Source organism: Synechococcus sp. A15-44 (assembly GCF_014280115.1).
Lineage (GTDB): Bacteria > Cyanobacteriota > Cyanobacteriia > PCC-6307 > Cyanobiaceae > Parasynechococcus.
Map to the genome: position 1 here is coordinate 289,658 of NZ_CP047938.1, position 24,264 is coordinate 313,921.

Genomic DNA, 24,264 nt, shown 5'->3' on the forward strand with positions numbered 1-24,264 from the left:
GAGGGTGGTGCTCACCAAAGGCTGCATTGCCCCTGCTGTCTCAGCAGGTGGTCAGCCAGAACGAGTGCCACCATCGCCTCCACCATCGGCACGGCCCGAGGCAGAACGCAGGGGTCGTGCCGTCCTTTCCCCGCGAGTGTGGTGGCCTTGCCATCGGAATCGATGGTTTGCTGCTCTTTGCGGATCGTGGCCGTTGGCTTGAAGGCCACCCGGATCACAATTGGCTCACCATTGCTGATCCCCCCCTGGATGCCGCCGGAGTTGTTGGTGGCGGTCTTCAGCCGACCATCGTCGCTCGGCACAAAGGCATCGTTGTGCTCGCTGCCTTTCAACAGCGTTCCATCGAAACCGGACCCAATTTCAAATCCCTTGGTGGCCGGCAACGACATCACTGCTTTGGCGAGGTCGGCTTCGAGTTTGTCGAACACTGGCATGCCTAGCCCAATGGCGGGATGGCGCACCACGCATTCGATCACCCCGCCGCAGGAATCACCCTCGCGGCCAATGGCTTCGATGCGTTCGACCATTCGCTCGGCGATCGCTGGCTCGGGACACCGAACGATGTTGGCCTCCACATCGCTCAGCTGAACCTGCCGTGGGTCGATGCCGGAGGCTTCGATGGTGTGGATCCGCTTCACCCAGGCGAGGATTTCAGTCCCTGCTGCTTGTTTCAGCAGTTGTTTGGCAATTGCACCTGCAGCGACGCGGCCGATGGTTTCCCGCGCAGAGGCACGTCCTCCACCGCTGCGGGCTTGGATTCCATACTTCGCCTGGTAAGTGGCATCGGCATGGGAGGGTCGAAAGGCGACCGCCATGTCCTTGTAATCCCCGGGGCGTTGGTCCTTGTTTCGCACGACCATGGCAATCGGGGTGCCAAGCGTGGTTTCGCCATCCAGCAGGCCACTGAGAATTTCCACCTGGTCCGCTTCCTTGCGGGGGGTGGTGATGTGGCTTTGGCCTGGTTTGCGTCGGTCCAGTTCAGCCTGAATCGACTCGATGCTGAGGTTGAGCCGTGGTGGACAGCCCTCAACAATCACACCCACCCCTCCTCCGTGAGATTCACCGAAGGTGCTGATCCGGAAGAGGTCGCCGAAGCTGCTGCCCATGGCCATTGATCGATCTGGTGAGGCTACGAAGCCATCGGTTCAGATCAACTCCGGATGGGGCAATTTCGGACGTTCTGTCGTGGGTTGCTCCCGGGCCATCTCGAAATCACAGAAGTCAAACCCTGGCCCGACGCAACAGCTCACCAGGGAGTAGTCACCCAGACTCCGCGCCGCCTGCCAGGCGTTGGCGGGAACCACCTGGACGGGGTTCGATGCCTGCAGAGCATCACGTTGCAGCCCTGTGCCATCGCTCTGGCACTGAAAGAGCTCCAGTGTCGCCCCATCAATGTGGGTCCAGACTTCGTCTCCACCGATCACCCGATGCCAGCAACTGACGGCACCGGCGGGCAGCAAGAACAGAATGGCCGTCAAGGCAGATCGCTCGGCACCGTCCTGTCGTTGGATTTGGTCTGGGCTGCGATGCAACTCTCGGTACCAGCCTCCCTCTGGATGGGGCATCAAGCCGAGGTGCTGGATCAGGCTTTGCATCTGGTTCATTGCAGTCCTGCACGCCCGCGCATGTTCTGCACGTGCTGCCAGATCTGAGCCACCCAAAGAAAGATCCAGCTCATGCCGATCAGCCAAAACGGTTGGTCTTTGCGAAAGACGTCGAACAACAACACCACCCTTGGCTGGCTTGAGCGATTGATGGCGGAGTGCATGAAGGTGTCGTCCCAGAGAAAGCCTTCACCTTCCTGCAGGTGATAGCTCTGGCCATCAACCATCAGTTCGCAGGAACTGCGGCCGTCGCCAAAATCCTCCACATACAACGGCAGGTGATACCTCCACACCCCTTTGAAGGGGCCTTTGTGGGGCCGTAGAACCTTCCCGGGGGGAAACAGGCTTACGGCAGCTGAAACAACATCAGGGTGATGCTTGAGAAAGCTCCGCAACGACGGGATCAGCGTCTGATTGGCGGGGTAGTTGTAGCCGTATCCCCGCAAGGGCAGCATTCCCCAGACCTTGCGGTCAAATTCGTACAGCGTGCGCTGTTGCTGCATGATCTCGTGGTTGGCGGGTAAGCGCCCCGAGAGGGCCACTTCCAGCGTTTCCCTGCGGATCTCCTGGTACGACTCCAGTAGTTGCCGGTGGGCTGGGAAGCCGACTTCCGCTGGAACGACTGCAGGGTTGTGCAGCGATTGCTCGTAGCACCAGCGTGCGATCTCACGCCAGAAGCGGTAATGCCATGGACCCCAGCGGATCACGCGTTGAATGATGGTGCGTTGTTTCCGCTTCGCCTTTGGGCTGTTCACGCTGATCTGGCTCTTTTGATCGAGGAGCTTTGCATGCTGATTTTCTACTGGGGTGGGATCAAGGACCTCAGTGTGCGCCAGCCTCGACGGAGGGTTGTGGCCCAGTCATCGCTGCCGCGGCGGATCAGTCGTGTTGAGGGATAGAGCGGGGTTGTTTCGCCCTGATCGGGCCAGTTGGTAATCGAGCCGTTGTCGAGTACGACAACGCAGGGAACGCCTAAGGCCCCCGCCAGATGTGCGGTGGTGTTGCTGATGGTGAGTACGCCACGAACTCCCGCGACTTGTCCGGCAAACCCATCCAGATCGAGCATCTGGTCGATCGGTTGTGAGGAGCGAATGCGTTGACCGCTCAACTCCCGCAATGTTCGGATGCGTGCTTGTTTTTCCAGATATTGGAGTGACTGCAGTGGCTGGCGGATGCTCTTGAGCACTGATGCCCAGTCTTCGACGGCTGGCAAGGTTTTGTTTCTGGATTTGGAAAACCAGCTGATGCCGATTCCTTTGGGGCTCTGCCCTGTGGTGATCGGTGCCGTGAGTGGGCGGAAGGTGCTCTGCAGCTGTTGTGGATCGGATCCAAACCAGTAGGCCAAACGCTCCTGGGCTGTCATGTGAGAGAGCTCGGCATTGCCTGGGGTTTCCGATGGATTGCAGCAGACCACACCAGGGAAGCTTCTTTTGAGCAGCGGATAGAGCCGTGGATCGCTCAAGACGACGACCTGATCGACATGTGCCTTGAGATCGCCGAAAAATCTGAGGATCCGCAACTCGTCTCCCAGATCCCTTGTGGTGGGCAGCACAAGAACGCCGCCGCAGTTCACGGCTGGCCCTGGCCAAATCGGTAGTTGGTAACGCGTTGTTGCTTCCGATGCCTGCGTCAGAGCCAACCAGCAATCCCGATGGCAGCCGGCCCGTTCAAAACGATTGCCGATGAAGCGCAGACGACTCCACTGTTGATTGGCGATGGCTGTCTCAGCCTGCCGGGCGATGCGTTGTCTGGCGTTGTTCTCCATGCCAGATCGAGGGGTTTTCGGTGGAGAGATCGGAACGATAGGAACAGCATGCACAACAAAAAGCCCCCTCCGAGGAGGGGGCTTTCCGATTCAGTTGATCTGAATCGTTTTTGCTGTTCCAAAAGGAACAGGTTGATTCCAGATCAACCGATGGCAGGAGCCTGGAGAGCCACAGGAGTGGACTCAGCAGCAGCCAGGTCGAGGGGGAAGTTGTGAGCGTTGCGCTCGTGCATCACTTCCATGCCGAGGCCGGCACGGTTCAGCACATCAGCCCAGGTGTTCAGGACGCGGCCCTGACCATCGAGGATGGACTGGTTGAAGTTGAAGCCGTTCAGGTTGAAGGCCATGGTTGACACGCCCAGGGCGGTGAACCAGATGCCGACAACAGGCCAGGCAGCCAGGAAGAAGTGAAGGCTACGGCTGTTGTTGAAGGAGGCGTATTGGAAGATCAGGCGACCGAAGTAACCGTGGGCAGCCACGATGTTGTAGGTCTCTTCCTCTTGGCCGAACTTGTAGCCGTAGTTCTGGGACTCGCTCTCGGTGGTTTCACGCACCAAGGAGGAGGTCACCAGGGAGCCGTGCATAGCGGAGAACAGGCTGCCGCCGAAAACACCTGCGACGCCCAGCATGTGGAAGGGGTGCATCAGGATGTTGTGCTCGGCCTGGAACACCAGCATGTAGTTGAAGGTGCCAGAGATGCCCAAGGGCATTGCGTCAGAGAAGGAACCCTGACCGAAGGGGTAAACCAGGAAGACAGCGGAGGCTGCAGCGACAGGTGCGCTGTAGGCAACGCAGATCCAGGGGCGCATGCCCAGGCGGTAGGAGAGTTCCCACTCACGACCCATGTAGGCGTAGATGCCGATGAGGAAGTGGAAAACAACCAGCTGGAAGGGGCCGCCGTTGTACAGCCACTCATCGAGGGAAGCAGCTTCCCAGATGGGGTAGAAGTGCAAGCCGATGGCGTTGCTGGAAGGAACAACAGCACCGGAGATGATGTTGTTGCCGTAGATCAGGGAGCCAGCGACGGGCTCACGGATGCCATCGATGTCGACCGGAGGAGCGGCGACGAAGGCGATGACGAAGCAGATGGTGGCAGCCAGCAGGGTGGGGATCATCAGCACACCGAACCAACCGACATAGAGACGGTTGTTGGTGGAGGTGACCCACTCACAGAAGGCCTGCCAGCTGGAAGCGCCGGAGCGCTGCTGGAGGGTGGTGGTCATGAGAACGGAAAGAAATGTTCCCGAAGGAACGGTTTAAGGAAGGGCAGGAGAGCCCTGCCTGAGCGTGAGTGTAAAGGAAGTTTGCGCTGTGTGTCGCTGGCTTTATGAAGTTGTTGTGAAGAGGCCCTCAGCTCCGTTGGCGGCAGCGCTTGTTAGCGTCCCGAAAGCCCTATGGCAGCTGACGTGGCACCACAACAAGAACGAGTGTTGCTGGTGCGGCTGCCCTGCAATCCGATCTTTCCGATCGGGCCGATCTACCTCGCAGACCATCTGCACAAATGCTTCCCGGAGATGCCGCAACGCATCCTGGATCTGGCGGCTCTGCCGGTGCTGGATGTCCATCGCGTGCTGGACGCCACCGTTGATCAGTTCCAGCCGACGCTGCTGGTGTTCTCCTGGAGAGACATCCAGATCTATGCGCCGGTCGATGGTCGGGGGGGCAATCCTCTTCAGAATTCGTTCGAGGTCTTTTACGCCCGTAATCCTCTGAAGCGCCTGCATGGAGCCTTGGGTGGGCTTCAGTTGATGAGCAGCCACTACGGCGAGCTGCACAGAAACCAGCGTCTGGTGCGCCAGGGCTTGAAACGTGCGCGACGCCACCAGCCTGCGGCCAGAGCAGTGCTTGGCGGTGGAGCCGTCAGTGTGTTCTACGAGCAACTCGGTAAGTCTCTTCCCAAGGGAACAGTCGTGTCCATTGGTGAGGGGGAGCCGCTGCTGGAGAAGTTGATTCAGGGTCACTCTCTGGAAGGCGAACGATGCTTCGTGGTGGGCGAAAAGCCACGTTCAGGCCTGATCCATGAGCAGCCGGAAAGTCGGCCCAAAACCGCCTGCAATTACGACTACATCGCTTCGATCTGGCCCCAGCTGGATTGGTACCTGGAGGGTGGCGACTTCTACGTCGGAGTTCAGACCAAGCGCGGCTGCCCCCACAACTGTTGTTATTGCGTCTACACGGTGGTGGAGGGCAAGCAGGTGCGCCTTAACCCTGTGGATGAGGTGGTGAAGGAAATGCGCCAGCTTTACGACCGCGGCGTGCGTGGTTTCTGGTTCACCGATGCCCAATTCATTCCTGCTCGGCGCTACATCGAAGACGCCAAGGAACTGCTGCGGGCGATCAAAGCTGAAGGGCTGACCGGCATTCGTTGGGCTGCCTACATCCGCGCCGACAACCTTGATCCCGAATTGGCTCAGCTCATGGTGGAGACGGGCATGAGTTATTTCGAGATCGGCATTACTTCGGGTTCTCAGGAGCTCGTCCGCAAGATGCGCATGGGCTATAACCTGCGCACCGTTCTGGAGAGCTGTCGCATGCTTGCGGATGCAGGCTTTTGCGACCACGTGTCGGTGAATTACTCCTTCAACGTGATCGATGAGCGGCCGGAGACGATCCGCCAGACCGTGGCGTATCACCGAGTGCTGGAGGACATTTTTGGCGCTGATTTGGTGGAGCCTGCGATCTTTTTCATCGGTTTGCAGCCTCACACCCACCTCGAGCAGTACGGGTTCGAGCAGGGCTTGATCAAGCCGGGTTACAACCCCATGAGCATGATGCCCTGGACGGCGCGCAAGCTGCTCTGGAACCCTGAGCCGATGGGGAGCACCTTTGGTCGAGTGTGTCTTGAGGCATTTGATCGCAATCCTGCCGATTTCGGTCGGACGGTGATGTCGCTCCTCGAACGGGATTACGGCGTAGCTTCGCTTCAGGAAGCGTTGCGAGCCCCTGTGGCAGGTCGAGCTGCTCTGGCAACGGCCGTGCGCTGAATCAGCAGCAGGATCAGCAAGCTAACCAGCCCGACAGCTCCGCCCAGTGGGTTGGGGGCATTTCCTCCTGGGCCCACCAACCACGACGGGGCATTGGGTGACAGCTCAAGCAAGCCGCTCTGCAGCAAAAACCATCCAGCGACAAGTCCGCCATGCAGGCCGATGCAGCCCCAAAGTGACCCCTTGTCCGATTGACGCTGTCCGGCCAGCACCAATCCCAGTAGAAACAGGCCGATCAGCAGGCCACTCATGGCACCCAGTCCCAGGTTGAAGCGCGTGTGAACGAGGCTGAAGATGCTGGCTTGCGCAAAAGCTCCAAGACGCGAGCCCAACATTTGATTGAGCTCTGCCCAGAGCCAGCCGCGGAAAATTATTTCCTCTGCAAAGCCAACGCCGAGGCAGAGCAACACAGCATTCGTCAGCTGAGTTGCATCCACTTCGCCTCGCCAATCTCCCGAGCCTTCGAGCAGGACGACGCTAGTGATCACCGTCAGCAGCCCTGCGGCAATGAGCAGACCTTTGAGGAGAGCAGCTGCTGGTGTGGGTTGTTCCTGTGGATTGGCTCTGCAGATGCCCAAGGCCGCCCAAGGTTTCTCAGCCGACCAACGCACCGCAACCCATCGATGCATCAGCGCGAGGAACAGCACAAAACTCAGCACCGTTCCGGTGAGTGAGAGCTGATCCGTTGGAAGGCCAAGCAGCGTCAGCGGAACAGCGGCAAGCCAGCCCAGTGCATAGAGCAGAGGGATGAACAGAACCGTGGGCAGCCAGACTGGCTGAAGCAGGAGGAACCTGTTCAGCGGTTGCTGCATCGCTCTAGTTCTCAGGCTCGATGGAGCTGGTCAAGCCTTTGGATTTCAGCGTTTCGCAGTAGAACTCAGCCGGCTCGATGTCACACACAATCACCAAGCCCACGCCTGTGTTGTGGGCCTCCAGCATCACGGCCATGCAGTCCTGCTCGCTGAGTTGAGGCACAACCTGCTGCAGGGTGGCCACCACGTATTCCATGGAATTCACCGGATCGTTGTGCAGCAGAACCTTGTAGCGAGGTGAGCGCTTGCGAACCCGCTCTGGCGCTTTGTCCAGAACAGCTGCACCTCCTGGTTTTTGGCTGGGAGAGTCCACTGCCATGACCATTGATCCGAAGCCTTTGAAATCTAAAGGGAATGGGGAGAGGGAGCGGCTCACAGGGCCTTGATGCGGGCCATGGCTTCGTCCACATTGGCGCGGCTGTTGAAGGCGGACAAGCGGAAATACCCCTCTCCCGCGGCGCCGAAACCGCTGCCGGGCGTACCGACCACGTTGGCTTTGTTGAGCAGATGGTCGAAGAAGCCCCAGGAGTCCATGCCCTCAGGGGTCTTGATCCAGACGTATGGGGCGTGTTCGCCGCCATAGACGGTGAGACCTGCGGCACTGAGTTCGCGGCGAATGATCGCGGCGTTCTCCATGTAGAAGCTCACCAGGGCCTTCACCTCGGCCTGGCCGGCTTCGGAGTAAACAGCCTCAGCTCCGCGCTGAATGATGTAGCTCACACCGTTGAATTTTGTGCTCTGACGACGGTTCCACAGACCCCAGAGTTCCACCGCTTCGCCATTGGCGGCCTTGCCTTTCAACCCTTTGGGCACCACGGTGAAGGCACAGCGCGTTCCGGTGAAGCCAGCGTTTTTGGAGAAGGAACGGAACTCGATGGCGCAGTCCCGGGCTCCTTCGATCTCAAAAATGGAGTGGGGGAGTTCCGGATCCTGGATGAAGGCCTCATAGGCGGCATCGAACAGGATCAGCGCGTTATGGGCGCGGGCGTAGTTCACCCAGGCTTGGAGTTGCTCGCGGGTGGCGACGGCACCGGTGGGGTTGTTGGGGAAGCAGAGGTAAATGAGGTCGACCGGTTCACTGGGAATTTGCGCTGAAAAACCGTTGTCAGCGCTGATCGGCAGGTAGGTCAGGCCCGCGTAGCGACCGATCTCTCCGGCTTCACCGGTGCGGCCAGCCATCACGTTGCTGTCCACGTACACCGGATAAACAGGGTCCGTGACGGCCACCTTGTTTCCCTCTCCGAGGATGTCGAGGATGTTGCTGCTGTCGCACTTGGAGCCGTCGGAAACAAAAATTTCCTCGGCACTGATGTCGCAGCCTCGGGATTGGAAATCGTTTTTGGCGATGGCTTCCCGCAGCCAGCCGTAGCCCTGTTCGGGGCCGTAGCCATGGAAGCCTTCGGCCGTCCCCATTGCATCGATGGCCGTTTTCATGGCTTCACGACAGGCCAGCGGCAGGGGCTCCGTGACATCACCGATGCCCAGGCGGATCAGTGCTGCATTGGGATTGGCGCTGCTGAACGCTTTGACGCGCCGACCGATCTCAGGGAACAGGTAGCCCGCCTTGAGCTTGAGGTAATTGCCGTTGACCTGAACCACGGAACCGGAAGCTATTTCTGCGGGGCATCCTGCCGTGTCGGCAGCTCCATACGATGACCTCAGGAGTCAGGACATCCGACGTGGTCGCCTCATCCCTGGATCACCCGGTTGATTTCCATGCCCTGGTGGACAGCGGCATCAACAAACCGGCCCGCTACATGGGGCACGAGTTAGGGGTGCAACCACGGGATTGGCAGGCAGCGTCGGTGCACTGGGCACTCACCTATCCCGAGATTTATGAGGTCGGCTCCAGCAACCTCGGCCACATCATTCTTTATTCGATCCTCAATGCCGTGCCCGGGCAGTTGTGCGATCGCGCCTATCTCCCGGCGGCCGATCTGGCTAGCCGCTTGCGGGAGCGCTCTCAGGCGTTGTTTGCGGTGGAAAGCCGTCGGCCCTTGCCGGCCTTCGACATCCTGGGCTTCAGCCTTAGCTATGAACTTGGCGCCACCAACATCCTCGAGATGCTGGATCTGGCGCAGGTGCCGATTCGCTCCGCGGATCGGGGCGACTTGCCGCTGAGTGACCCTGCATCGCCCCCGCTGATCTTTGCTGGCGGTCCCACCGCCACCAGTAACCCAGAGCCCTACGCCCCGTTCTTCGACTTCATCGCCTTGGGCGACGGTGAAGAGCTGTTGCCTGAAATCGGTTTAGTGGTGGCGCAGGCCAAAGCCGATGGGTTGACCCGATCGCAACTGCTCCGAGATCTGGCCCAGGTTCCCGGGGTTTATGTGCCTTCTCTCTATGGGGCAGGCGCTGATGGGGTCACCCTTGAGCCACTTCACCCTGATCTTCCGGCGCGGGTGCTTCGGCGTGTGGCGACGCCGATGCCCCATTACGCCATGGGCCTTGTCCCCCATGTGGAAACTGTGCATGACCGCCTCACGGTGGAGATTCGCCGCGGTTGCACCCGGGGTTGTCGCTTCTGCCAGCCCGGAATGTTGACGCGACCGGCTCGGGATGTGGAACCCGAAGCTGTGATCGAGGCAGTGGAGACCGGCATGAAGCAAACCGGTTACAGCGATTTCTCGCTGCTCTCCTTGAGCTGCAGCGACTATCTGGCGCTGCCGGCGGTGGGGGTGGAGTTGCGCAACCGCCTGGCGGATCAGAACGTCACGCTTCAACTGCCCAGCCAGCGGGTGGATCGCTTCGATGAAGACATTGCCCACATCCTTGGCGGCACGCGGAAAGCGGGTCTCACCTTCGCCCCGGAGGCCGGGACACAGCGACTCCGCGACATCGTCAACAAGGGCCTCACCGATGACGACCTGTTGCATGGCATCCGCACGGCCATGCAGAACGGATACCGCAAGGTGAAGCTGTACTTCATGATCGGCCTCCCTGGTGAGACGGATGCCGACGTTCTCGGCATTGCCGAGACCTGCGTGATGCTCCAGCAGCGCTGCCGTGACCTAGGTCGGCTGAACCTGAACATCACGATCAGCAATTTCACGCCCAAGCCCCACACCCCTTTTCAGTGGCACAGCGTCTCCACGGCTGAGTTTGAGCGGCGCCAGGTGCTGCTCAAGGAGGCCTTCAGGCGTTTGCGCGGCGTGAAGGTGAATTTCACCGATATGCGGCTTTCGGCCATGGAGGATTTTGTGGGCCGCAGCGATCGGCGCCTTGCCCCGGTGATCGAAGCGGCCTGGCGAGCTGGTGCCGGCATGGATGCCTGGTTCGAGTCGCTGGATCGCACCTACGCCGCCTGGACCGGAGCCATCGCGGATGCCGGCCTGCAGGGGCGTTACCGGGAGATGGAGGTGGGGAGTTGGAGTGCTGTGGCTGCGCTGGATCGGGAGGATCTGGAAGCGTTCTGTGCCCAGCCACTCCCCTGGGATCACATCGACACCGGCATCGACAAGGCCTGGCTCGCGGACGATCTGCAGCGGGCTCTGGCAGCGGCGGTTGTGCCCGACTGCTCCTTTGATGGCTGCAGCAGTTGTGGGGTCTGTGGTCCGGATCTCGGGCACAACGTGGTGGTTCCCGCTCCTGAGGTGCCAACCCAGGTGCCAACCCAGGCGCCGCCCAGTGAACGGGTCTGCCGGATCCGGGTGCAATTCGCCAAAACGGGATCGATGGCGCTGCTCAGCCATCTTGATCTGATGCGCATGCTGGAGCGGGCCCTGCGTCGCAGTGCGCTTCCGATCAGCTTCACCGGTGGGTTTCATCCACTGCCGCGGATTCAGATCGCTTTGGCACTTCCCCTCGGTGCTGAGGCCCAGAGCGAGTGGATGGATCTGGAATTCACCGAGGCCCTGGATCCCAACCACTTCCGCAAGACGCTTCAGCCGTTGCTGCCGGAGGGCATTCAGCTGCTGGCGGCAGCCGAGGTTCCCGTCAGTGGCAAGAGCCTTTCGCAAGAACTGACGGGGGCCATTTGGTGTTTTGATCTCGTGCCGCAGGAGCAGGCCCCGATGTCATTGGATTGGCATGCGGCGGTGGATCAGCTCCTGCAGGCCACAACCTTGGTGTGGCACGACACCGATAAGAAGGGCCGCCCCCGGGAACGGGATTGCCGCCCCGCGTTGAAGGCGCTGCAGGTGACGGATCAGAACGCCAATGGATCCGTTCGGCTTCGCTTGGAAGCGGCGGTGGATGAGATGGGTCGAAGCTTGCGCCCTGCTCAGATTCAGCACTGGCTGGCTGAAACCGTTGGTCAGCCCTTGCAGGTGCAACGCCTGGCGCGCGAGGCCCTGCTCCTCAGTGCGCAGTGCTAGTTTGGCTACGGAACAGGTGTTTCGTCTATCGGGACCAACCTTGTTCCGGTCTTGTCTGATCCAACACGGATATCGAGGTCCACATCACGGCTTGCATGGCGGTCTTTTTTGGAACCCCCAAGCCCGTGTCATAGGAGTTTTTGCTCCGCAACCTTTTGGTCTTGCTGACCAGCTCAGATCTTTCCATCAACCCGTGAGGGAGAACCGGCAGGTTCCTCAACGGATCCGGCCCTCAATCGGGCTCAACCAGTCCTCTTATGCCCCAGCAAATTGTCATCGCGGAGCAGCTGCGCATCGCAGCAGTGCTGACCGATGAACGCGTTGATGAACTCATCGTCGCGCAGGGTCGTTATCAGATCGGAGATGTCTATTTAGGAACGGTAGAAAATGTTCTGCCAGGCATTGATGCCGCCTTCGTCAATATTGGTGAGAGTGAGAAAAATGGGTTCATTCATGTCACCGATCTTGGCCCGCTGCGTCTGAAGAAAGGTTCGGCTGGGATCACTGAACTTCTGGAGCCTCGCCAGAAGGTTTTGGTTCAGGTGATGAAAGAACCGACCGGCACCAAAGGCCCACGGTTGACGGGAAATCTTGCTCTGCCAGGTCGCTACCTGGTGCTTCAGCCCCATGGCCAGGGGGTCAACATCTCCCGGCGCATCAGTTCTGATGCAGAACGGAACCGACTGCGTGCCCTTGGTGTTCTGATCAAGCCGCCTGGAGCCGGTCTGCTGATCCGTACGGAAGCCGACGGCATCAGCGAAGAGCTGTTGATCGAGGATCTGGAATCCTTGCTGCGCCAGTGGGAGGCGATTCAGCAAGCCGCTGAAACGGCTGCACCGCCGGTGCTGCTCAACCGCGATGAAGACTTCATCCATCGGATTCTGCGGGACCACATGGGCCCGGATCTGGCCCGGGTTGTGGTGGACGATGCCGTCGCTGTGAACCGTGTGAGCAGTTTCCTTGGTGCCGAAGCCGGCAATGTGCTGGTGGAGTCTCACAGTGAACCCAGCGAGTTGCTGGAGCACTACAAGGTCAATGCCGCCATCCGCGATGCGCTGAAGCCGCGGGTTGATCTGCCGTCCGGTGGCTACGTGATCATCGAGCCCACCGAAGCGCTCACGGTGATCGATGTGAACTCGGGCTCGTTCACACGATCGGCCAATGCGCGCGAAACCGTTCTGTGGACCAACTGTGAGGCGGCGATCGAAATCGCTCGCCAGCTCAAGCTTCGCAACATCGGTGGGGTGATCATCATCGACTTCATCGATATGGATTCCCGTCGTGATCAGCTCCAGCTGCTGGAGCATTTCACGACAGCCGTCCGTGACGACTCAGCCCGCCCGCAGATCGCACAGCTCAGCGAACTGGGCCTGGTGGAACTCACCCGCAAGCGTCAAGGGCAGAACATCTATGAACTGTTCGGTCGGGCTTGCCCCAGCTGTGGTGGTCTGGGCCATGTGGCCGTTCTTCCCGGCAAAGACCTGCTTCAACCTCTGGCAACGGCCACAGGATTGGTTCGCTCGGCGGCCTCTGCCCGCGCCGAAGTTGTTGCGCCCGGAGAGAGCGGTGGCAATGGCCGGAGGCGGCGCGGTGGTCGAGGGCGTGGCAGTCAGGATTCCGTCCTTCCTGTCGAGACGACCGACACCACTGCCCCTGAGGTGTCGACCCAAGAGGCTCAGGAGCCAGCGACCGCCCGTCGTCAGGACCCTGAATTGGTTGCCGTCCCGATGACCGACGAGCAACAGCAGCTGTTTGGTTGGCTGGGATTGAACCCTGCCCTGTTGCTGGAGGAGCCCCCTGCATCCGACAACGTCGTGGTCCGGGTTGTGCGTCCTGGCGAGGACGAGCAGGAGGTGCTGGAGGCGGCGCGTCAGCAATTGGCGGCCAGTTCCGGACGCCGCCGTCGTCGTGGCGGACGGGGTGGTCGTTCAGGTTCACGCAACGGGGCGAGTCAGCCCACTGCGACTCCTGCCGTTGAGACGCCTATTGTTGTTACCTCATCCGCCCCGGATGAATCAGTCCCCTTGATGGTGGAGATCACCCCCTTGGAGGCGGTGACCAACCTGACGATCACCGAACCAGAACCTGCCCCCATCAGCGAACCGGCTGAGCCCGAGCCTGTGGCCGTGGCGGAAACAGCTGAGCCTGATGAGCCTCGCCGTCGCCGTCGCCGCTCCTCGGCTGTCGCCACGGTCTGAGTCGGATGACCGCGCAGGACTCCCTCCCTCTCGGGCGGGACGTGGCTGGTGTGGATGAAGTTGGTCGCGGTTGCCTTTTCGGTCCTGTGTTTGCGGCTGCTGTTGTGCTCGAAGGCTCAGCTGCTGAAGAGCTGTTGAAGGCAGGGCTGACCGATAGCAAAAAACTGTCAGCCAAGCGTCGGGCTGCTCTGGTTCCCTTGATTCAATCCCTGTGTGTGGCGTCCGCTTTGGGCCAGGCTTCAGCGCGAGAAATTGACGCCTGCGGCATCCGCGTTGCCACGGAACGCGCCATGTTGCGGGCTCTGCAGCGACTGCCGCAGCGCCCTGGGCTCGTGCTGGTGGATGGCAACCTTCCCCTTCGGCTGTGGCAGGGCCCGCAGCGCACGGTGATCGCAGGGGACAGCCGATCAGCGGCCATTGCTGCGGCGAGTGTTCTGGCCAAGGAGGCCAGGGATGCACTCATCCGGCGCTTATCGGCTCGATTCCCTGGTTACGGCCTCGAGCGCCATGCGGGCTACGGCACGGCGCAACATCGTCAGAGCTTGATGGCCTCAGGCCCCACGCCCCTGCATCGGCACACGTTCTTGAGGCGTCTGCTCGGTTGAGCCTTTACCGTCGGTTTCCCGGCACCAGCTTCGGTAGTCGTCGATCAGTTGCTGGCCAACCCGGGCTTTGATGCCAATGAGGATGCCACTCAAGATTGATTCGCCCGTTGATTCCAGCACCCGTTTGGGGATCAGCTTGAGCAGCGATGGCTGGCTGACGCTCACCGAAAGATGGGCATGCCCCTGAAGTCCGTCGGGTGTGGACGTCAGCCGTGCTTCCAGGTTCAGGGCGAAGTCATCAACAATCCCCAGACCCTCCAGTTCGCAGTCGAGGGCCTGCATCACCAATGTGTCGCCTTCCATGTGGATCTGGAGGGACACCACTGGTTTCACGTGGAGCTGGAAGACCTGCAGGCTGGTCACCACATAGCGGTACTGCCCTGACTGCAGGCGGGTGAGCTGTTTGGCATCCAGCAGGGCCCCGAGGACGCGCTCCTCCTCCAACAGGTAAGTGGGAAGCCGCTCTGCTCCCGTTCTGACAGGCAGATCAAGCTTTTGACTGGCTTCGAAGGCCAGGGGCATGGTCATCACCTGACGCGGCATGATCTTATCGAGTCCATCCAGTGCGGCTTCGATGCCTACACTTCTCGCATTCCTTGGCCCAGTCGGGACCTATGGCGAGCAGGCCGCCCGGGTGTTGATCGAACAGGACGCTCTCGAGGATGTCCAGCTTGTTCCCTGTGTGGGGCTCCGATCGGTGGTGGAACAGTTGGCCGGAGGGCAGTGTGAAGCAGCCGTTGTCCCGATCGAGAACTCGGTTGAAGGGGGGGTGACAGCGACCCTCGATGCGCTGTGGTCCCATCCCGAGCTCTGTATCCGCAGGGCTTTGGTGCTGCCGATTCAGCACGCTCTGCTGGGGAGTGGGCCGCTCAGCAAAGTCACCGAAGTGCTTTCTCACCCGCAGGCCCTGGCCCAGTGCAGTGGCTGGTTGGCCCAGCATCTGCCCGATGCCTTGCAACTGCCCACTTCATCCACGTCTGAAGCAGCTCGCATGGTGGCGGGCAGTCCCTTCCGGGCTGCGATTGCCTCCCAGACCGCTGCCCGTGAACACGGGTTGGATCAGCTGGCGTTTCCTGTGAACGATGTTGCGGGCAACCGCACCCGTTTTCTGCTGTTGCGCCGTGGGCAGCGCAGTGAGCATGGCGATGTGGCCAGCCTGGCGTTTTCGCTGCATCGCAATGCGCCGGGGGCCTTGCTGGAGGCTCTGGCCTGTTTGGCTGAGCGGGGCCTGAACATGAGTCGGATTGAATCGCGACCGTCCAAACGGGAGCTGGGGGAATACGTCTTCTTCGTGGATGTGGATCTACCGCCGGATCCGTCAACGGCCCTGCAGGATCTGATTGCCCAGTTGCAGCCCCTGTGTGAGCATCTGGCCCATTTCGGTGCCTACCCCAGTAGCGATCTGAGCGGCTCTTGAGGATCAGTCTTTGCTGATCCGGAAGACGCCGAATTGCATCAGCCCGGTGGCGAAGGCCCAGTGCATCAGCAACAACGTCGGGGTTTCTCTCAGGCCTTGTAGGACCGCTTTCGGTCCCAGGCTGAGCACAGCCCAGGGGCGTCGGATGCCCTCAATGATCGAGTCAATCCATGAGGGGAGTGTGGCCTGGGTCCAGTCACCGGTGACGATCTCGCCCCGGTGGTGCACGCTGTTGTCGAGGTTCTGGCGGAACCCCTTGATGCTGGCGAATTCAGGGTGGGCCCATTGGTTGAGCAGCTGACGCATCACCCAGCGTTCGGTTCGCGTCATGCCGCCGTCAGATGGATCCCGGCGGTTCCAGTCGGCCACTGCAAGCAGCCCTCTAGGGTGCATCACCCGCAGCAGCTCATCGGCATAACGCTGTTTGTCGGGCATGTGGGGGCCAGCCTCCACACTCCAGACCGCATCAAAGCTCTGATCGGGCAGTTGAAGATCCAAGGCGTCCATCACCTGGAAGCGGCAGCTCAGGCCTGATGGGGTGAGTTGTGTGGCTCGTTCCACCTGGGCAGGGCTGATGCTGATGCCAAGAACGTTCAATCCGTAATCCCGCGCCAGGATTCGGGCACTGCCACCGATGCCGCATCCCACATCCAGCACCCGGCTGCCGGCGGGGAGTTGGTCCAGACCGCTCCATCGCACCAGCTCGTGGACGAAGGCTTCCTTGGCTTCGCGGAAGTCGCAGGAGCCCGGCGGGGTCCCGTAATGACCGAGATGGACATGCTCGCCCCAGAGCTGCTCCAACAAACGGTCTTCCGTCCAGGCGTCGTAGGCGGAGGCGACACTCTCCGACGATTCGTAGCGCCGGTCACGGCGAAGCCACAGCGCAACTCCGGTGGCTCCAACGGCCCCGGCCACCACTAACAGAGATCCCAACATCACTTCAGATCCATCAACACAGTGCGGGCTGCCAGTTGGCGTCGGGTGTGATCCAACATTTCAAATTGCTGACTCAACCGTTCGTGGGTGTCGGTTAGTTCCAGAAGACTCTGTTGCTCCGAAGCGGCCTGATCAAGATGGGCGCTGATCCAGAAGGAGAGTTCCCGCGGTAGATCCGGCAGATCGTCAGGTAGTTCCACCTCTCGGTTCTGCAATTTGCTGGTCAGCTGAACGACGTCATTCAAGGCTTCGCTCACCTTGTCCCGCAGGCTGTTGAGCTGGTCGGTGTCGGCCACGGGCTCATCCTCCAGCCAACTCACCATCGCTGTTCGGTAGGGCGTTTCCCGCGTGATGTTGAGCAGCCGGAACCGCTGTTGGCCCAGCGAAACGATGTAGCTGCGACCGTCTTCGGTTGTTTGGTGCTGAAGCACCTCAGCGCAGCAACCGATTTCGGCCATTTCGCCGTTCTCGGGGTTGATGCGAACGATGCCGAATCGTTTGTCGGTCTCCAGAACCGTCTGGAGAAGCATCCGATAACGCGATTCAAAAATGTGCAGCGGCAGGAGCTGCTGCGGGAACAACACGACGTCCGGCAGGGGGAACAGGGGAAGCTCCCTCACAGAAAAATCGGACACGAACGCCGTGTTGTAGGCAACTGAATCCTAGGAAAATGAAGTTCTGATCGAACGGATCAGAGCTTCACTTCGATGTCCACACCACTGGGGAGATCAAGCTTCATCAGCGCATCGATGGTTTTGGCCGAGGGGCTGTAGATGTCGATGATCCGACGGTGGGTGCGGGTCTCGAAGTGCTCGCGGGAGTCCTTGTCCACGTGGGGAGAGCGCAGAACGCAGTAGATCTTGCGTTTCGTGGGCAGGGGGATCGGACCGATCGCGGTTGCAGCGGTGTTATCGGCCGTTTCAATGATTTTCTCGCAAGAAAGATCGAGCATGCGGCGGTCGAACGCCTTCAGGCGGATGCGGATCTTCTGCTGAGCGATGGCAGTGGACATAGGAAGGGAGCGAAAAAGCTTCGAGATCGAAGCAGGACTTCAGTTGTCGAGGTTCTGAGAAATGTAGGAGATGGGGGGCTGAGCCCCTCCATCCCCTGACGTGTGGTTCAGCTTGCGCTGATCACTCGATGATCTTGGAGACCACGCCAGCACCGATGGTGCGGCCGCCTTCGCGAATAGCGAAGCGCATGCCTTGCTCGATGGCGACGGGGCAGATCAGCTCACCGGTCATCTGGATGTTGTCACCAGGCATCACCATTTCCACGTTGGAACCGTCTTCCGCGGTGAAGGCGGTGATTTGGCCGGTCACGTCCGTTGTACGGATGTAGAACTGCGGGCGGTAGCCAGCGAAGAAGGGAGTGTGGCGGCCGCCTTCTTCCTTCTTGAGCACGTACACCTGACCCTCGAACTTAGTGTGAGGGGTGATGGAACCGGGCTTCACGAGCACCATGCCGCGCTCGATCTCTTCCTTCTGGATGCCGCGCAGCAGCAGACCAACGTTGTCGCCAGCCATGCCCTCATCGAGCAGCTTGCGGAACATTTCCACACCGGTGACGGTGGTCTTGCGGGTGTCCTTGATGCCGACGATTTCGATTTCTTCGCCGACCTTGACGATGCCGCGTTCGATGCGGCCGGTGGCCACGGTGCCGCGACCGGTGATGGAGAAGACGTCTTCCACAGCCATCAGGAAGGGCTTGTCCACTTCCCGCTCAGGCTCAGGAATGCTGGCGTCAACAGCCGCCATCAGTTCCTCGATCTTGGCTTCCCACTCAGCCTCGCCTTCGATGGCCTTCAGGCCGGAGACCTGAACCACGGGGATGTCGTCGCCGGGGAAGTCGTAGCTGGAGAGCAGTTCGCGGATCTCCATCTCCACCAGTTCGATGATCTCTTCGTCATCGACCATGTCGCACTTGTTCAGTGCAACCACCAGAGCGGGAACGCCCACCTGCTTGGCCAGCAGGATGTGCTCCTTGGTCTGGGCCATCGGGCCGTCGGTGGCGGCACACACCAGGATGGCGCCGTCCATCTGAGCGGCACCGGTGATCATGTTCTTCACGTAGTCCGCGTGACCAGGGCAGTCCACGTGGGCGTAGTGACGGGTCTCGGTCTCGTACTCAACGTGAGCGGTGTTGATGGTGATGCCGCGCTCACGCTCTTCAGGGGCGCCGTCGATGTCGGCGTAGTTCTGAACTTCAGCCTGACCCTTCTTGGCGAGCACGTTGGTGATCGCAGCGGTGAGGGTTGTCTTGCCATGGTCAACGTGGCCGATGGTGCCGATGTTGACGTGAGGCTTGTTCCTTTCGAACTTCTCGCGTGCCATGGGTGTTTAAAGAATCGAGGGTTGGATTTGGAGGAGTTTAGAGATCAGGAATTGCCCTGATTCTTGGAAATGATGGCCTCGGCCACATTGCGAGGAACTTCGGCGTAATTGTCGAATTCCATCGAGAAAATGCCCCGGCCCTGGGTTATGGAGCGGAGCTCGGTGGCGTAACCGAACATCTCGGCAAGGGGCACCTTGGCCGAGATTTTGGACGTGCCGTCTTCGACGGACTGGCCCTCAACCTGACCTCGACGGGAGGACAGGTCGCCGATGATCGAACCGAGGAAATCCTCGGGAGCTTCGACCTCGACCTTCATCATCGGCTCAAGCAGCACAGGGTTGCACTTCTTGACGCCGTCCTTGAAGGCCATGGATCCGGCGATCTTGAACGCCATCTCCGAGGAGTCGACGTCGTGATAAGAGCCATGCACCAGGGTGCATTTCACATCGATGAGGGGATATCCGGCGATCACACCGGATTCGCAGGTCTCCTTCATGCCCTGCTCGGCGGGCTTGATGTATTCCTTCGGAACGACACCGCCCACGATCTTGTTGACGAATTCGAAGCCGGAGCCGGGTTCGCCCGGTTCCATCTCGATCACAACGTGGCCGTACTGGCCTTTACCACCGGTCTGACGGGAGAACTTGCCTTCGCCACCTGCTGAACCACGGATGGTTTCGCGATAGGACACCTGAGGTGCGCCGATGTTGGCTTCCACTTTGAACTCACGCAGCATGCGGTCCACCAGGATTTCCAGGTGGAGTTCGCCCATGCCGGCGATCACGGTCTGGCCGGTCTCAGAATCGGTGTTGACGCGGAAGGTGGGGTCCTCTTCAGCCAGAGCAACCAGGGCCTTGGAGAGCTTCTCCATGTCGCCCTTGGTCTTCGGCTCAACAGCCACGGAGATCACCGGTTCGGGGATGAACAGGGTCTCGAGAACGATCGGATCGTCCTGGGTGCAGAGGGTGTCGCCAGTGGTGGTGTTCTTCAGTCCGAGCACCGCACCGAGGTCGCCGGCACGCAGTGCGTCGACTTCCTCACGGTCATCAGCCTTAAGCACCACGAGGCGGGAGATGCGCTCCTTTTCACCTTTGGTGGAGTTGAGCACGTAGCTGCCCTTCTCGAGGATGCCGGAGTACATCCGCACGAAGGTGAGCTTGCCGTAGGGATCCGCCATCACCTTGAAGGCGAGGGCACTGAAGGGGGCGCTGTCGTCGGACGGACGCACCGCTTCGCTGCCGTCGGGAAGCACACCCTGGATGGGGGGAACGTCGACGGGAGCAGGCAGGTAGTCGATCACAGCGTCGAGCACCAGCTGCACACCTTTGTTCTTGAAGGCGGAGCCGCAGAGCATGGGCACCAGACCGTGCTTGAGCACGCCCTCTCGGATGCCTTTCTTGAGCTCGTCAACGCTGAGTTCGCCGGTTTCGAGGAACTTCTCGATCAGCACCTCATCGGTTTCGGCGACGGTTTCCATCAAGGTGTTCCGCCATTCGGCGACCTCGTCGGCCATGTCGGCCGGCACGTCGGCTTCTTCGATGTCGGTGCCGAGGTCGTTCTTGTAGATGTACGCCTTGTTGGCAACGAGATCGATGATGCCGCTGAGCTCACCTTCAGCACCGATCGGAAGCTGAATCGGAACAGCATTGGCTTTGAGGCGATCCTTGATCTGGCCGTGAACCTTGAGGAAGTCTGCACCGGTGCGGTCCATCTTGTTCACGAACACCATCCGGGGAACGGAATAGCGATCGGCCTGACGCCAGACGGTCTCGGATTGGGGCTGAACGCCACCCACAGCACAGAAGACGGCAATCACGCCATCCAGCACGCGCATGGAGCGCTCCACCTCAATGGTGAAGTCCACGTGACCAGGCGTGTCGATGATGTTGATCCGATGGTCCTGCCAGGACGTCGAAATGGCAGCTGCGGTGATCGTGATGCCACGCTCCCGTTCCTGGGCCATCCAGTCGGTCACGGCGGCGCCGTCATGCACCTCGCCGATTTTGTGCACCACACCGGAATAGAACAGAATCCGTTCTGTCGTGGTGGTTTTGCCGGCATCGATGTGAGCAGCGATACCAATATTTCTGACGCGTTCCAGGGGGAAGTCGCGGGCCACAGGAAATTCTCCGGGGGTGGGGCGTGAAAAGGCGGAGAGACTCTACAGGCCAGCCATGAACATCTGTGTTGATGACTGGCCCGCGAGGCTCAGTAGCGGTAGTGGGCGAAAGCCTTGTTGGCTTCGGCCATCTTGTGGGTTTCTTCGCGCTTGCGAACGGCGTTGCCAGCCTCGTTGGCGGCATCCATCAGTTCGCCAGCCAGCTTCTGGGCCATGCTCCGGCCGTTGCGGGCGCGGGAGAAGCTCACCAGCCAGCGCAGGGCCATAGCGGTGCCGCGCTCTTGGCGCACTTCCATGGGCACCTGGTAGGTGGCACCACCGACACGGCGGGCGCGCACTTCCACCAGAGGGGTGGCGTTCTTGACGGCTGTCTCGAACAGTTCGAGCGGATCTCCGCCGGTGCGCTCGTTGATCAGGCCGAACGCGTCGGACAGGATCCGTTGCGCTGTCGACTTCTTGCCGTGCTGCATCAGGCGCACCACCATCATCGTGGCGAGGCGGCTGTTGAACTGCGGGTCGGGAAGAATCGGGCGCTTCTCAGCGGCGTTGCGGCGTGACATTAGGGATCAGAACTTGATGGGGATGGGTAAGAAACCGGTGATCACTCCTTCGGAGCCTTGGCGCCGTACTTGGAGCGGGACTGACGCCGGTCTTTCACGCCAGCGGTATCCAGGGTTCCGCGGATGATGTGGTAGCGGACACCAGGGAGGTCTTTGACACGACCGCCGCGGATCAACACCACCGAGTGCTCCTGCAGGTTGTGACCGACACCGCCGATGTAGGCCGTGACCTCGAAACCGGAGGTCAGGCGTACACGAGCCACCTTGCGCAGCGCCGAGTTGGGCTTTTTGGGCGTCGAGGTGTAAACGCGGGTGCAAACACCGCGACGCTCAGGGCACGACTTCAGGGCTGGGGATTTGGTCTTGGCCTTGAGGCGTGAGCGCTCAGTGCGGATCAGCTGTTGGATGGTTGGCATCGATGGTCGGTGAGCGGTCGGACTCCCGACCTGATTCGACAATCGACCACGATACCGGGTGACGGTCCCCCCTCAAACGCGGCTGAAGGCACTGCCGCAGGCACAGGGTTCAACACCATCGCTGTTGCGGATCAGAAAACCACCGCCACTGAGGTCGCCCCGGTAGTCCAGACAAAGGCCTTCAAGCAATTTGAGCTGTTCCGCCGGGGCGTGCAGGGTCACGCCATCGGCTCTTGCGATCGCGACCCCGGCCAGATGTCCTGCCCGGATGCGCAGAACGTGTTGTGCGCACTCCCCGGGAGTGAGATCGAGATGCATCTGCCCCGGTGTTCCCGCCACGGCCGCCTGTCGCCCTAGTTCAGCGGCAGCGGCAGCGGTCAGCCGCAGATTGGCAGCCATGCTCATTTCCTCAGGGCCCCCACTGTTGCAGGTCTCAGAGGGGGATGAGACCCAGCCCGTTGTGGACTCTCGGGGTGCTGCTTCGACCGTTCATCACGGTTCGTCCGGCCACCACAAGGGTGGTGGAACTGCCGCCATCCATGTTCAAGGCATCGCGCAGGCCCAGTTGCTGGGCTGCCAGGGCTGTTTCCACAAGGGTGGGATCACTGCCGGCGGCCCCGCGCAAGGTCATTAGCCACTGACCACTCGCCCCCTGAGCCACGACCGTTCTTGGCGCCGCCAAGCTCATGAAGCCGGGGCTAAATCCCTCCTGACGTCCATTCAGCACCACGCGGCCGTTCTGCATCAGGAGTGGACCGCCCCCCAGAACATTGGGCTGTTGGGCCAGGGGAGAGCTGGATCGCTCTGTCACCTGGATCTGATCACCAGGTTGAGCCGGCAGCGGCGTGCGCCCGCGGGCGACCACCAGTGCAGCGTTTTTGGGAATGGCGATGCCGCCCTGCAGGCTGCGCTGGTCGAAGGTTGATTCGACGCGCCCGTCACGAATCAACAGAGCTTCCTCTTCTCCGCTCAGGGCCCGGTAGCGAGGCCCCCATGCAGGTGTGTAGAGGCTCAGTCCCTTCTGGACGTAGCCGCTGTTGAGTGCCATCAGGATCCAGCGGCGACCCTTGTTCACCCGCAGCGTCTGGTTCAGCCGCAGCCGGCCGAACTGCAGATCCCCTGAGGCTCCCCAAGCGATCACGCCGCGGTTCAGGATCGGACCGGACAGCCAGATTCCCTGATGCCGCACGGCCCCCAGGGGGAGTTGATTGATCCGGTTGAAAAAGCCTCCGTTCACTGCGACCAGTGCCCCTGCGGGTTGGGAGAGCTGAGGCAGAAAACGCAGGCCCTGTTGCTGCTCGGCTTTGACCAGGGGCTGAAGGGTGATGCCGAGACGGCTCAGCTGGCCGCCGGCACGGAACACCTGAATGGGTTTCACCCCCACCTTGATGATGCGTTGCTCCAAGACGAAGCCCCGCCTCAGCCATTCGGCCAGAGCTGGGTCGCGCAGGGGCAGATGTGCGTTCTGGACTGGGCGGCGCCCGCCGATCTGCACGCCATCCAGCACCACCCGCCAGGGGGACGCCAGGCTCAGGCTCCTCAGCTTGGTGGCTTGTCCCTTCAGCAGAAGGCCGCCGTGGCGATGCTGCTGTGGAGTGAGCCCCCACGCCTTCAACTGAAGTTGCTGGGTCCGCGACAGCTTGAGCTCCAGCAACAGGTCGCCGTTCAACCGTTGCACCAGGGCGGGGCCGTTCAGGTCCAGCACCAAACGATCAGCTGTTGAACCCTTGCCGCGGCGCAGATTGTTCACCGTTGGTCGGGGCAGCCGAAGCTCCAAGGTGTGTCCCCGCACTTTGGAGCGCACGCCTGTTGCGGCCAGCCAGTCGCTCACCTCGAGGCCGACTTCATCACCGAGCGAACGGGTTGCCAGTGCGGTGAGGGAGACTGTTCGGCCAAACCACTCCAGTGCCTCTCCATCGAGGCGAGACACCCGCCGGAAACCCAGACGGGATTCCAAAACCTCCAAGGGCAGCCAAAGTTCTTCCGGTTCTGCGTCGCTGCCCTTCAAGAGCCAAACCGCCTTGCTGCGCTCTTGCCCGATCAGCACCAACTCACCGCTCTGGTTGGGCGCAGGCCGAACCTCAGGTGGTGGCGGGGGAAGTGGGGCAAAGGCCAGCATGAAATGCCTGGGCGGAGAGGCGCCTGCCTAGGATCGTCCCTCGAGATGGTCTCTGCAGAGCTCGAAGCTGCAGACCCAT

At 60.8% G+C, this 24,264-nt stretch carries 23 protein-coding genes; 5 read left to right on the forward strand and 18 right to left on the reverse strand.

Annotation, left to right across the window (positions count from 1 at the left end):
- Positions 1–11: 11 nt before the first annotated feature.
- The 5 genes from aroC to psbA all read right to left on the reverse strand — a co-directional run bounded on the left by aroC (position 12) and on the right by psbA (position 4,592).
- Positions 12–1,106: a chorismate synthase gene (gene aroC / locus SynA1544_RS01505; protein ID WP_186514592.1), complete on the reverse strand. Its 1,095-nt coding sequence runs from the start codon at positions 1,104–1,106 to the stop codon at positions 12–14.
- A gap of 39 nt (positions 1,107–1,145) precedes the next feature.
- Entirely contained in the window at positions 1,146–1,604 is a 459-nt protein-coding gene (locus tag SynA1544_RS01510) for a cupin domain-containing protein (protein WP_186514593.1), read from the reverse strand.
- Positions 1,601–2,359, reverse strand: coding sequence for an aspartyl/asparaginyl beta-hydroxylase domain-containing protein (locus SynA1544_RS01515; protein ID WP_186514594.1), 759 nt, complete (start codon positions 2,357–2,359; stop codon positions 1,601–1,603). The genes SynA1544_RS01510 and SynA1544_RS01515 overlap by 4 nt, the downstream gene beginning before the upstream one ends.
- Before the next feature lie 44 nt (positions 2,360–2,403).
- Positions 2,404–3,369 carry a hypothetical protein gene (locus SynA1544_RS01520; RefSeq protein ID WP_186514595.1) on the reverse strand — a complete coding sequence of 322 codons (966 nt, stop codon included), beginning with the start codon at positions 3,367–3,369 and terminating at the stop codon, positions 2,404–2,406.
- A 143-nt stretch (positions 3,370–3,512) separates the two neighbouring features.
- Positions 3,513–4,592, reverse strand: a complete 1,080-nt coding sequence (psbA, locus tag SynA1544_RS01525) for a photosystem II q(b) protein (protein WP_006850357.1) — start codon at positions 4,590–4,592, stop codon at positions 3,513–3,515.
- Positions 4,593–4,763: 171 nt separating this feature from the next.
- Between psbA and SynA1544_RS01530 the strand changes: the two genes are divergently transcribed.
- On the forward strand, positions 4,764–6,353 hold the full coding sequence (locus tag SynA1544_RS01530) for a photosystem II high light acclimation radical SAM protein (RefSeq protein WP_186514596.1): 1,590 nt from the start codon (positions 4,764–4,766) through the stop codon (positions 6,351–6,353).
- Here SynA1544_RS01530 and SynA1544_RS01535 read toward each other — a convergent pair.
- Genes SynA1544_RS01535 through SynA1544_RS01545 form a run of 3 tightly spaced genes read right to left on the reverse strand, consistent with a single transcriptional unit; the run spans position 6,293 to position 8,764 of the window.
- Positions 6,293–7,165, reverse strand: coding sequence for a CPBP family intramembrane glutamic endopeptidase (locus SynA1544_RS01535; RefSeq protein ID WP_186514597.1), 873 nt, complete (start codon positions 7,163–7,165; stop codon positions 6,293–6,295). The genes SynA1544_RS01530 and SynA1544_RS01535 overlap by 61 nt on opposite strands.
- Before the next feature lie 4 nt (positions 7,166–7,169).
- The gene (gene clpS, locus SynA1544_RS01540; RefSeq protein WP_186510477.1) at positions 7,170–7,490 is read right to left on the reverse strand and encodes an ATP-dependent Clp protease adapter ClpS; all 321 of its coding nucleotides are present in this window, start codon (positions 7,488–7,490) and stop codon (positions 7,170–7,172) included.
- Positions 7,491–7,537: 47 nt separating this feature from the next.
- Entirely contained in the window at positions 7,538–8,764 is a 1,227-nt protein-coding gene (locus tag SynA1544_RS01545) for an LL-diaminopimelate aminotransferase (RefSeq protein WP_186514598.1), read from the reverse strand.
- 53 nt (positions 8,765–8,817) lie between these two features.
- On the opposite strand from SynA1544_RS01545, the gene SynA1544_RS01550 reads away from it, so the two are divergent.
- The 3 genes from SynA1544_RS01550 (at position 8,818) to SynA1544_RS01560 (ending at position 14,284) form a co-directional block, all read left to right on the forward strand.
- Entirely contained in the window at positions 8,818–11,481 is a 2,664-nt protein-coding gene (locus SynA1544_RS01550; protein ID WP_186514599.1) for a TIGR03960 family B12-binding radical SAM protein, read from the forward strand.
- Positions 11,482–11,738: 257 nt separating this feature from the next.
- Positions 11,739–13,679: an Rne/Rng family ribonuclease gene (locus SynA1544_RS01555; protein ID WP_186514600.1), complete on the forward strand. Its 1,941-nt coding sequence runs from the start codon at positions 11,739–11,741 to the stop codon at positions 13,677–13,679.
- A gap of 5 nt (positions 13,680–13,684) precedes the next feature.
- Positions 13,685–14,284, forward strand: a complete 600-nt coding sequence (locus SynA1544_RS01560; protein ID WP_186514601.1) for a ribonuclease HII — start codon at positions 13,685–13,687, stop codon at positions 14,282–14,284.
- Here SynA1544_RS01560 and SynA1544_RS01565 read toward each other — a convergent pair.
- Positions 14,231–14,827, reverse strand: coding sequence for a DUF1997 domain-containing protein (locus SynA1544_RS01565; protein ID WP_186514602.1), 597 nt, complete (start codon positions 14,825–14,827; stop codon positions 14,231–14,233). The genes SynA1544_RS01560 and SynA1544_RS01565 overlap by 54 nt on opposite strands.
- A 31-nt stretch (positions 14,828–14,858) precedes the next feature.
- On the opposite strand from SynA1544_RS01565, the gene pheA reads away from it, so the two are divergent.
- Positions 14,859–15,701 carry a prephenate dehydratase gene (gene pheA, locus SynA1544_RS01570; RefSeq protein WP_186514603.1) on the forward strand — a complete coding sequence of 281 codons (843 nt, stop codon included), beginning with the start codon at positions 14,859–14,861 and terminating at the stop codon, positions 15,699–15,701.
- A 3-nt stretch (positions 15,702–15,704) separates the two neighbouring features.
- Here the strand turns inward: pheA and SynA1544_RS01575 are convergent, their stop codons facing one another.
- The 9 genes from SynA1544_RS01575 to SynA1544_RS01615 all read right to left on the reverse strand — a co-directional run bounded on the left by SynA1544_RS01575 (position 15,705) and on the right by SynA1544_RS01615 (position 24,185).
- The gene (locus SynA1544_RS01575) at positions 15,705–16,637 is read right to left on the reverse strand and encodes a methyltransferase domain-containing protein (protein ID WP_186514604.1); all 933 of its coding nucleotides are present in this window, start codon (positions 16,635–16,637) and stop codon (positions 15,705–15,707) included.
- Positions 16,637–17,272 carry an LON peptidase substrate-binding domain-containing protein gene (locus tag SynA1544_RS01580; RefSeq protein WP_186514605.1) on the reverse strand — a complete coding sequence of 212 codons (636 nt, stop codon included), beginning with the start codon at positions 17,270–17,272 and terminating at the stop codon, positions 16,637–16,639. The genes SynA1544_RS01575 and SynA1544_RS01580 overlap by 1 nt, the downstream gene beginning before the upstream one ends.
- Before the next feature lie 56 nt (positions 17,273–17,328).
- Entirely contained in the window at positions 17,329–17,649 is a 321-nt protein-coding gene (gene rpsJ, locus SynA1544_RS01585; protein WP_011363346.1) for a 30S ribosomal protein S10, read from the reverse strand.
- A gap of 121 nt (positions 17,650–17,770) precedes the next feature.
- Positions 17,771–18,970, reverse strand: a complete 1,200-nt coding sequence (gene tuf / locus SynA1544_RS01590; RefSeq protein ID WP_115080435.1) for an elongation factor Tu — start codon at positions 18,968–18,970, stop codon at positions 17,771–17,773.
- Positions 18,971–19,014: 44 nt separating this feature from the next.
- Entirely contained in the window at positions 19,015–21,090 is a 2,076-nt protein-coding gene (gene fusA, locus SynA1544_RS01595) for an elongation factor G (RefSeq protein ID WP_186514606.1), read from the reverse strand.
- Between the two features lie 89 nt (positions 21,091–21,179).
- Complete coding sequence (rpsG, locus tag SynA1544_RS01600) at positions 21,180–21,650, reverse strand: 30S ribosomal protein S7 (protein WP_006849937.1); 471 nt, start codon at positions 21,648–21,650, stop codon at positions 21,180–21,182.
- Positions 21,651–21,691: 41 nt separating this feature from the next.
- Positions 21,692–22,066: a 30S ribosomal protein S12 gene (rpsL, locus tag SynA1544_RS01605; protein WP_006850614.1), complete on the reverse strand. Its 375-nt coding sequence runs from the start codon at positions 22,064–22,066 to the stop codon at positions 21,692–21,694.
- A gap of 72 nt (positions 22,067–22,138) precedes the next feature.
- Complete coding sequence (locus SynA1544_RS01610) at positions 22,139–22,465, reverse strand: iron-sulfur cluster assembly accessory protein (protein WP_186514607.1); 327 nt, start codon at positions 22,463–22,465, stop codon at positions 22,139–22,141.
- A 34-nt stretch (positions 22,466–22,499) separates the two neighbouring features.
- Entirely contained in the window at positions 22,500–24,185 is a 1,686-nt protein-coding gene (locus SynA1544_RS01615) for a phosphodiester glycosidase family protein (RefSeq protein ID WP_186514608.1), read from the reverse strand.
- Positions 24,186–24,264: the final 79 nt, after the last annotated feature.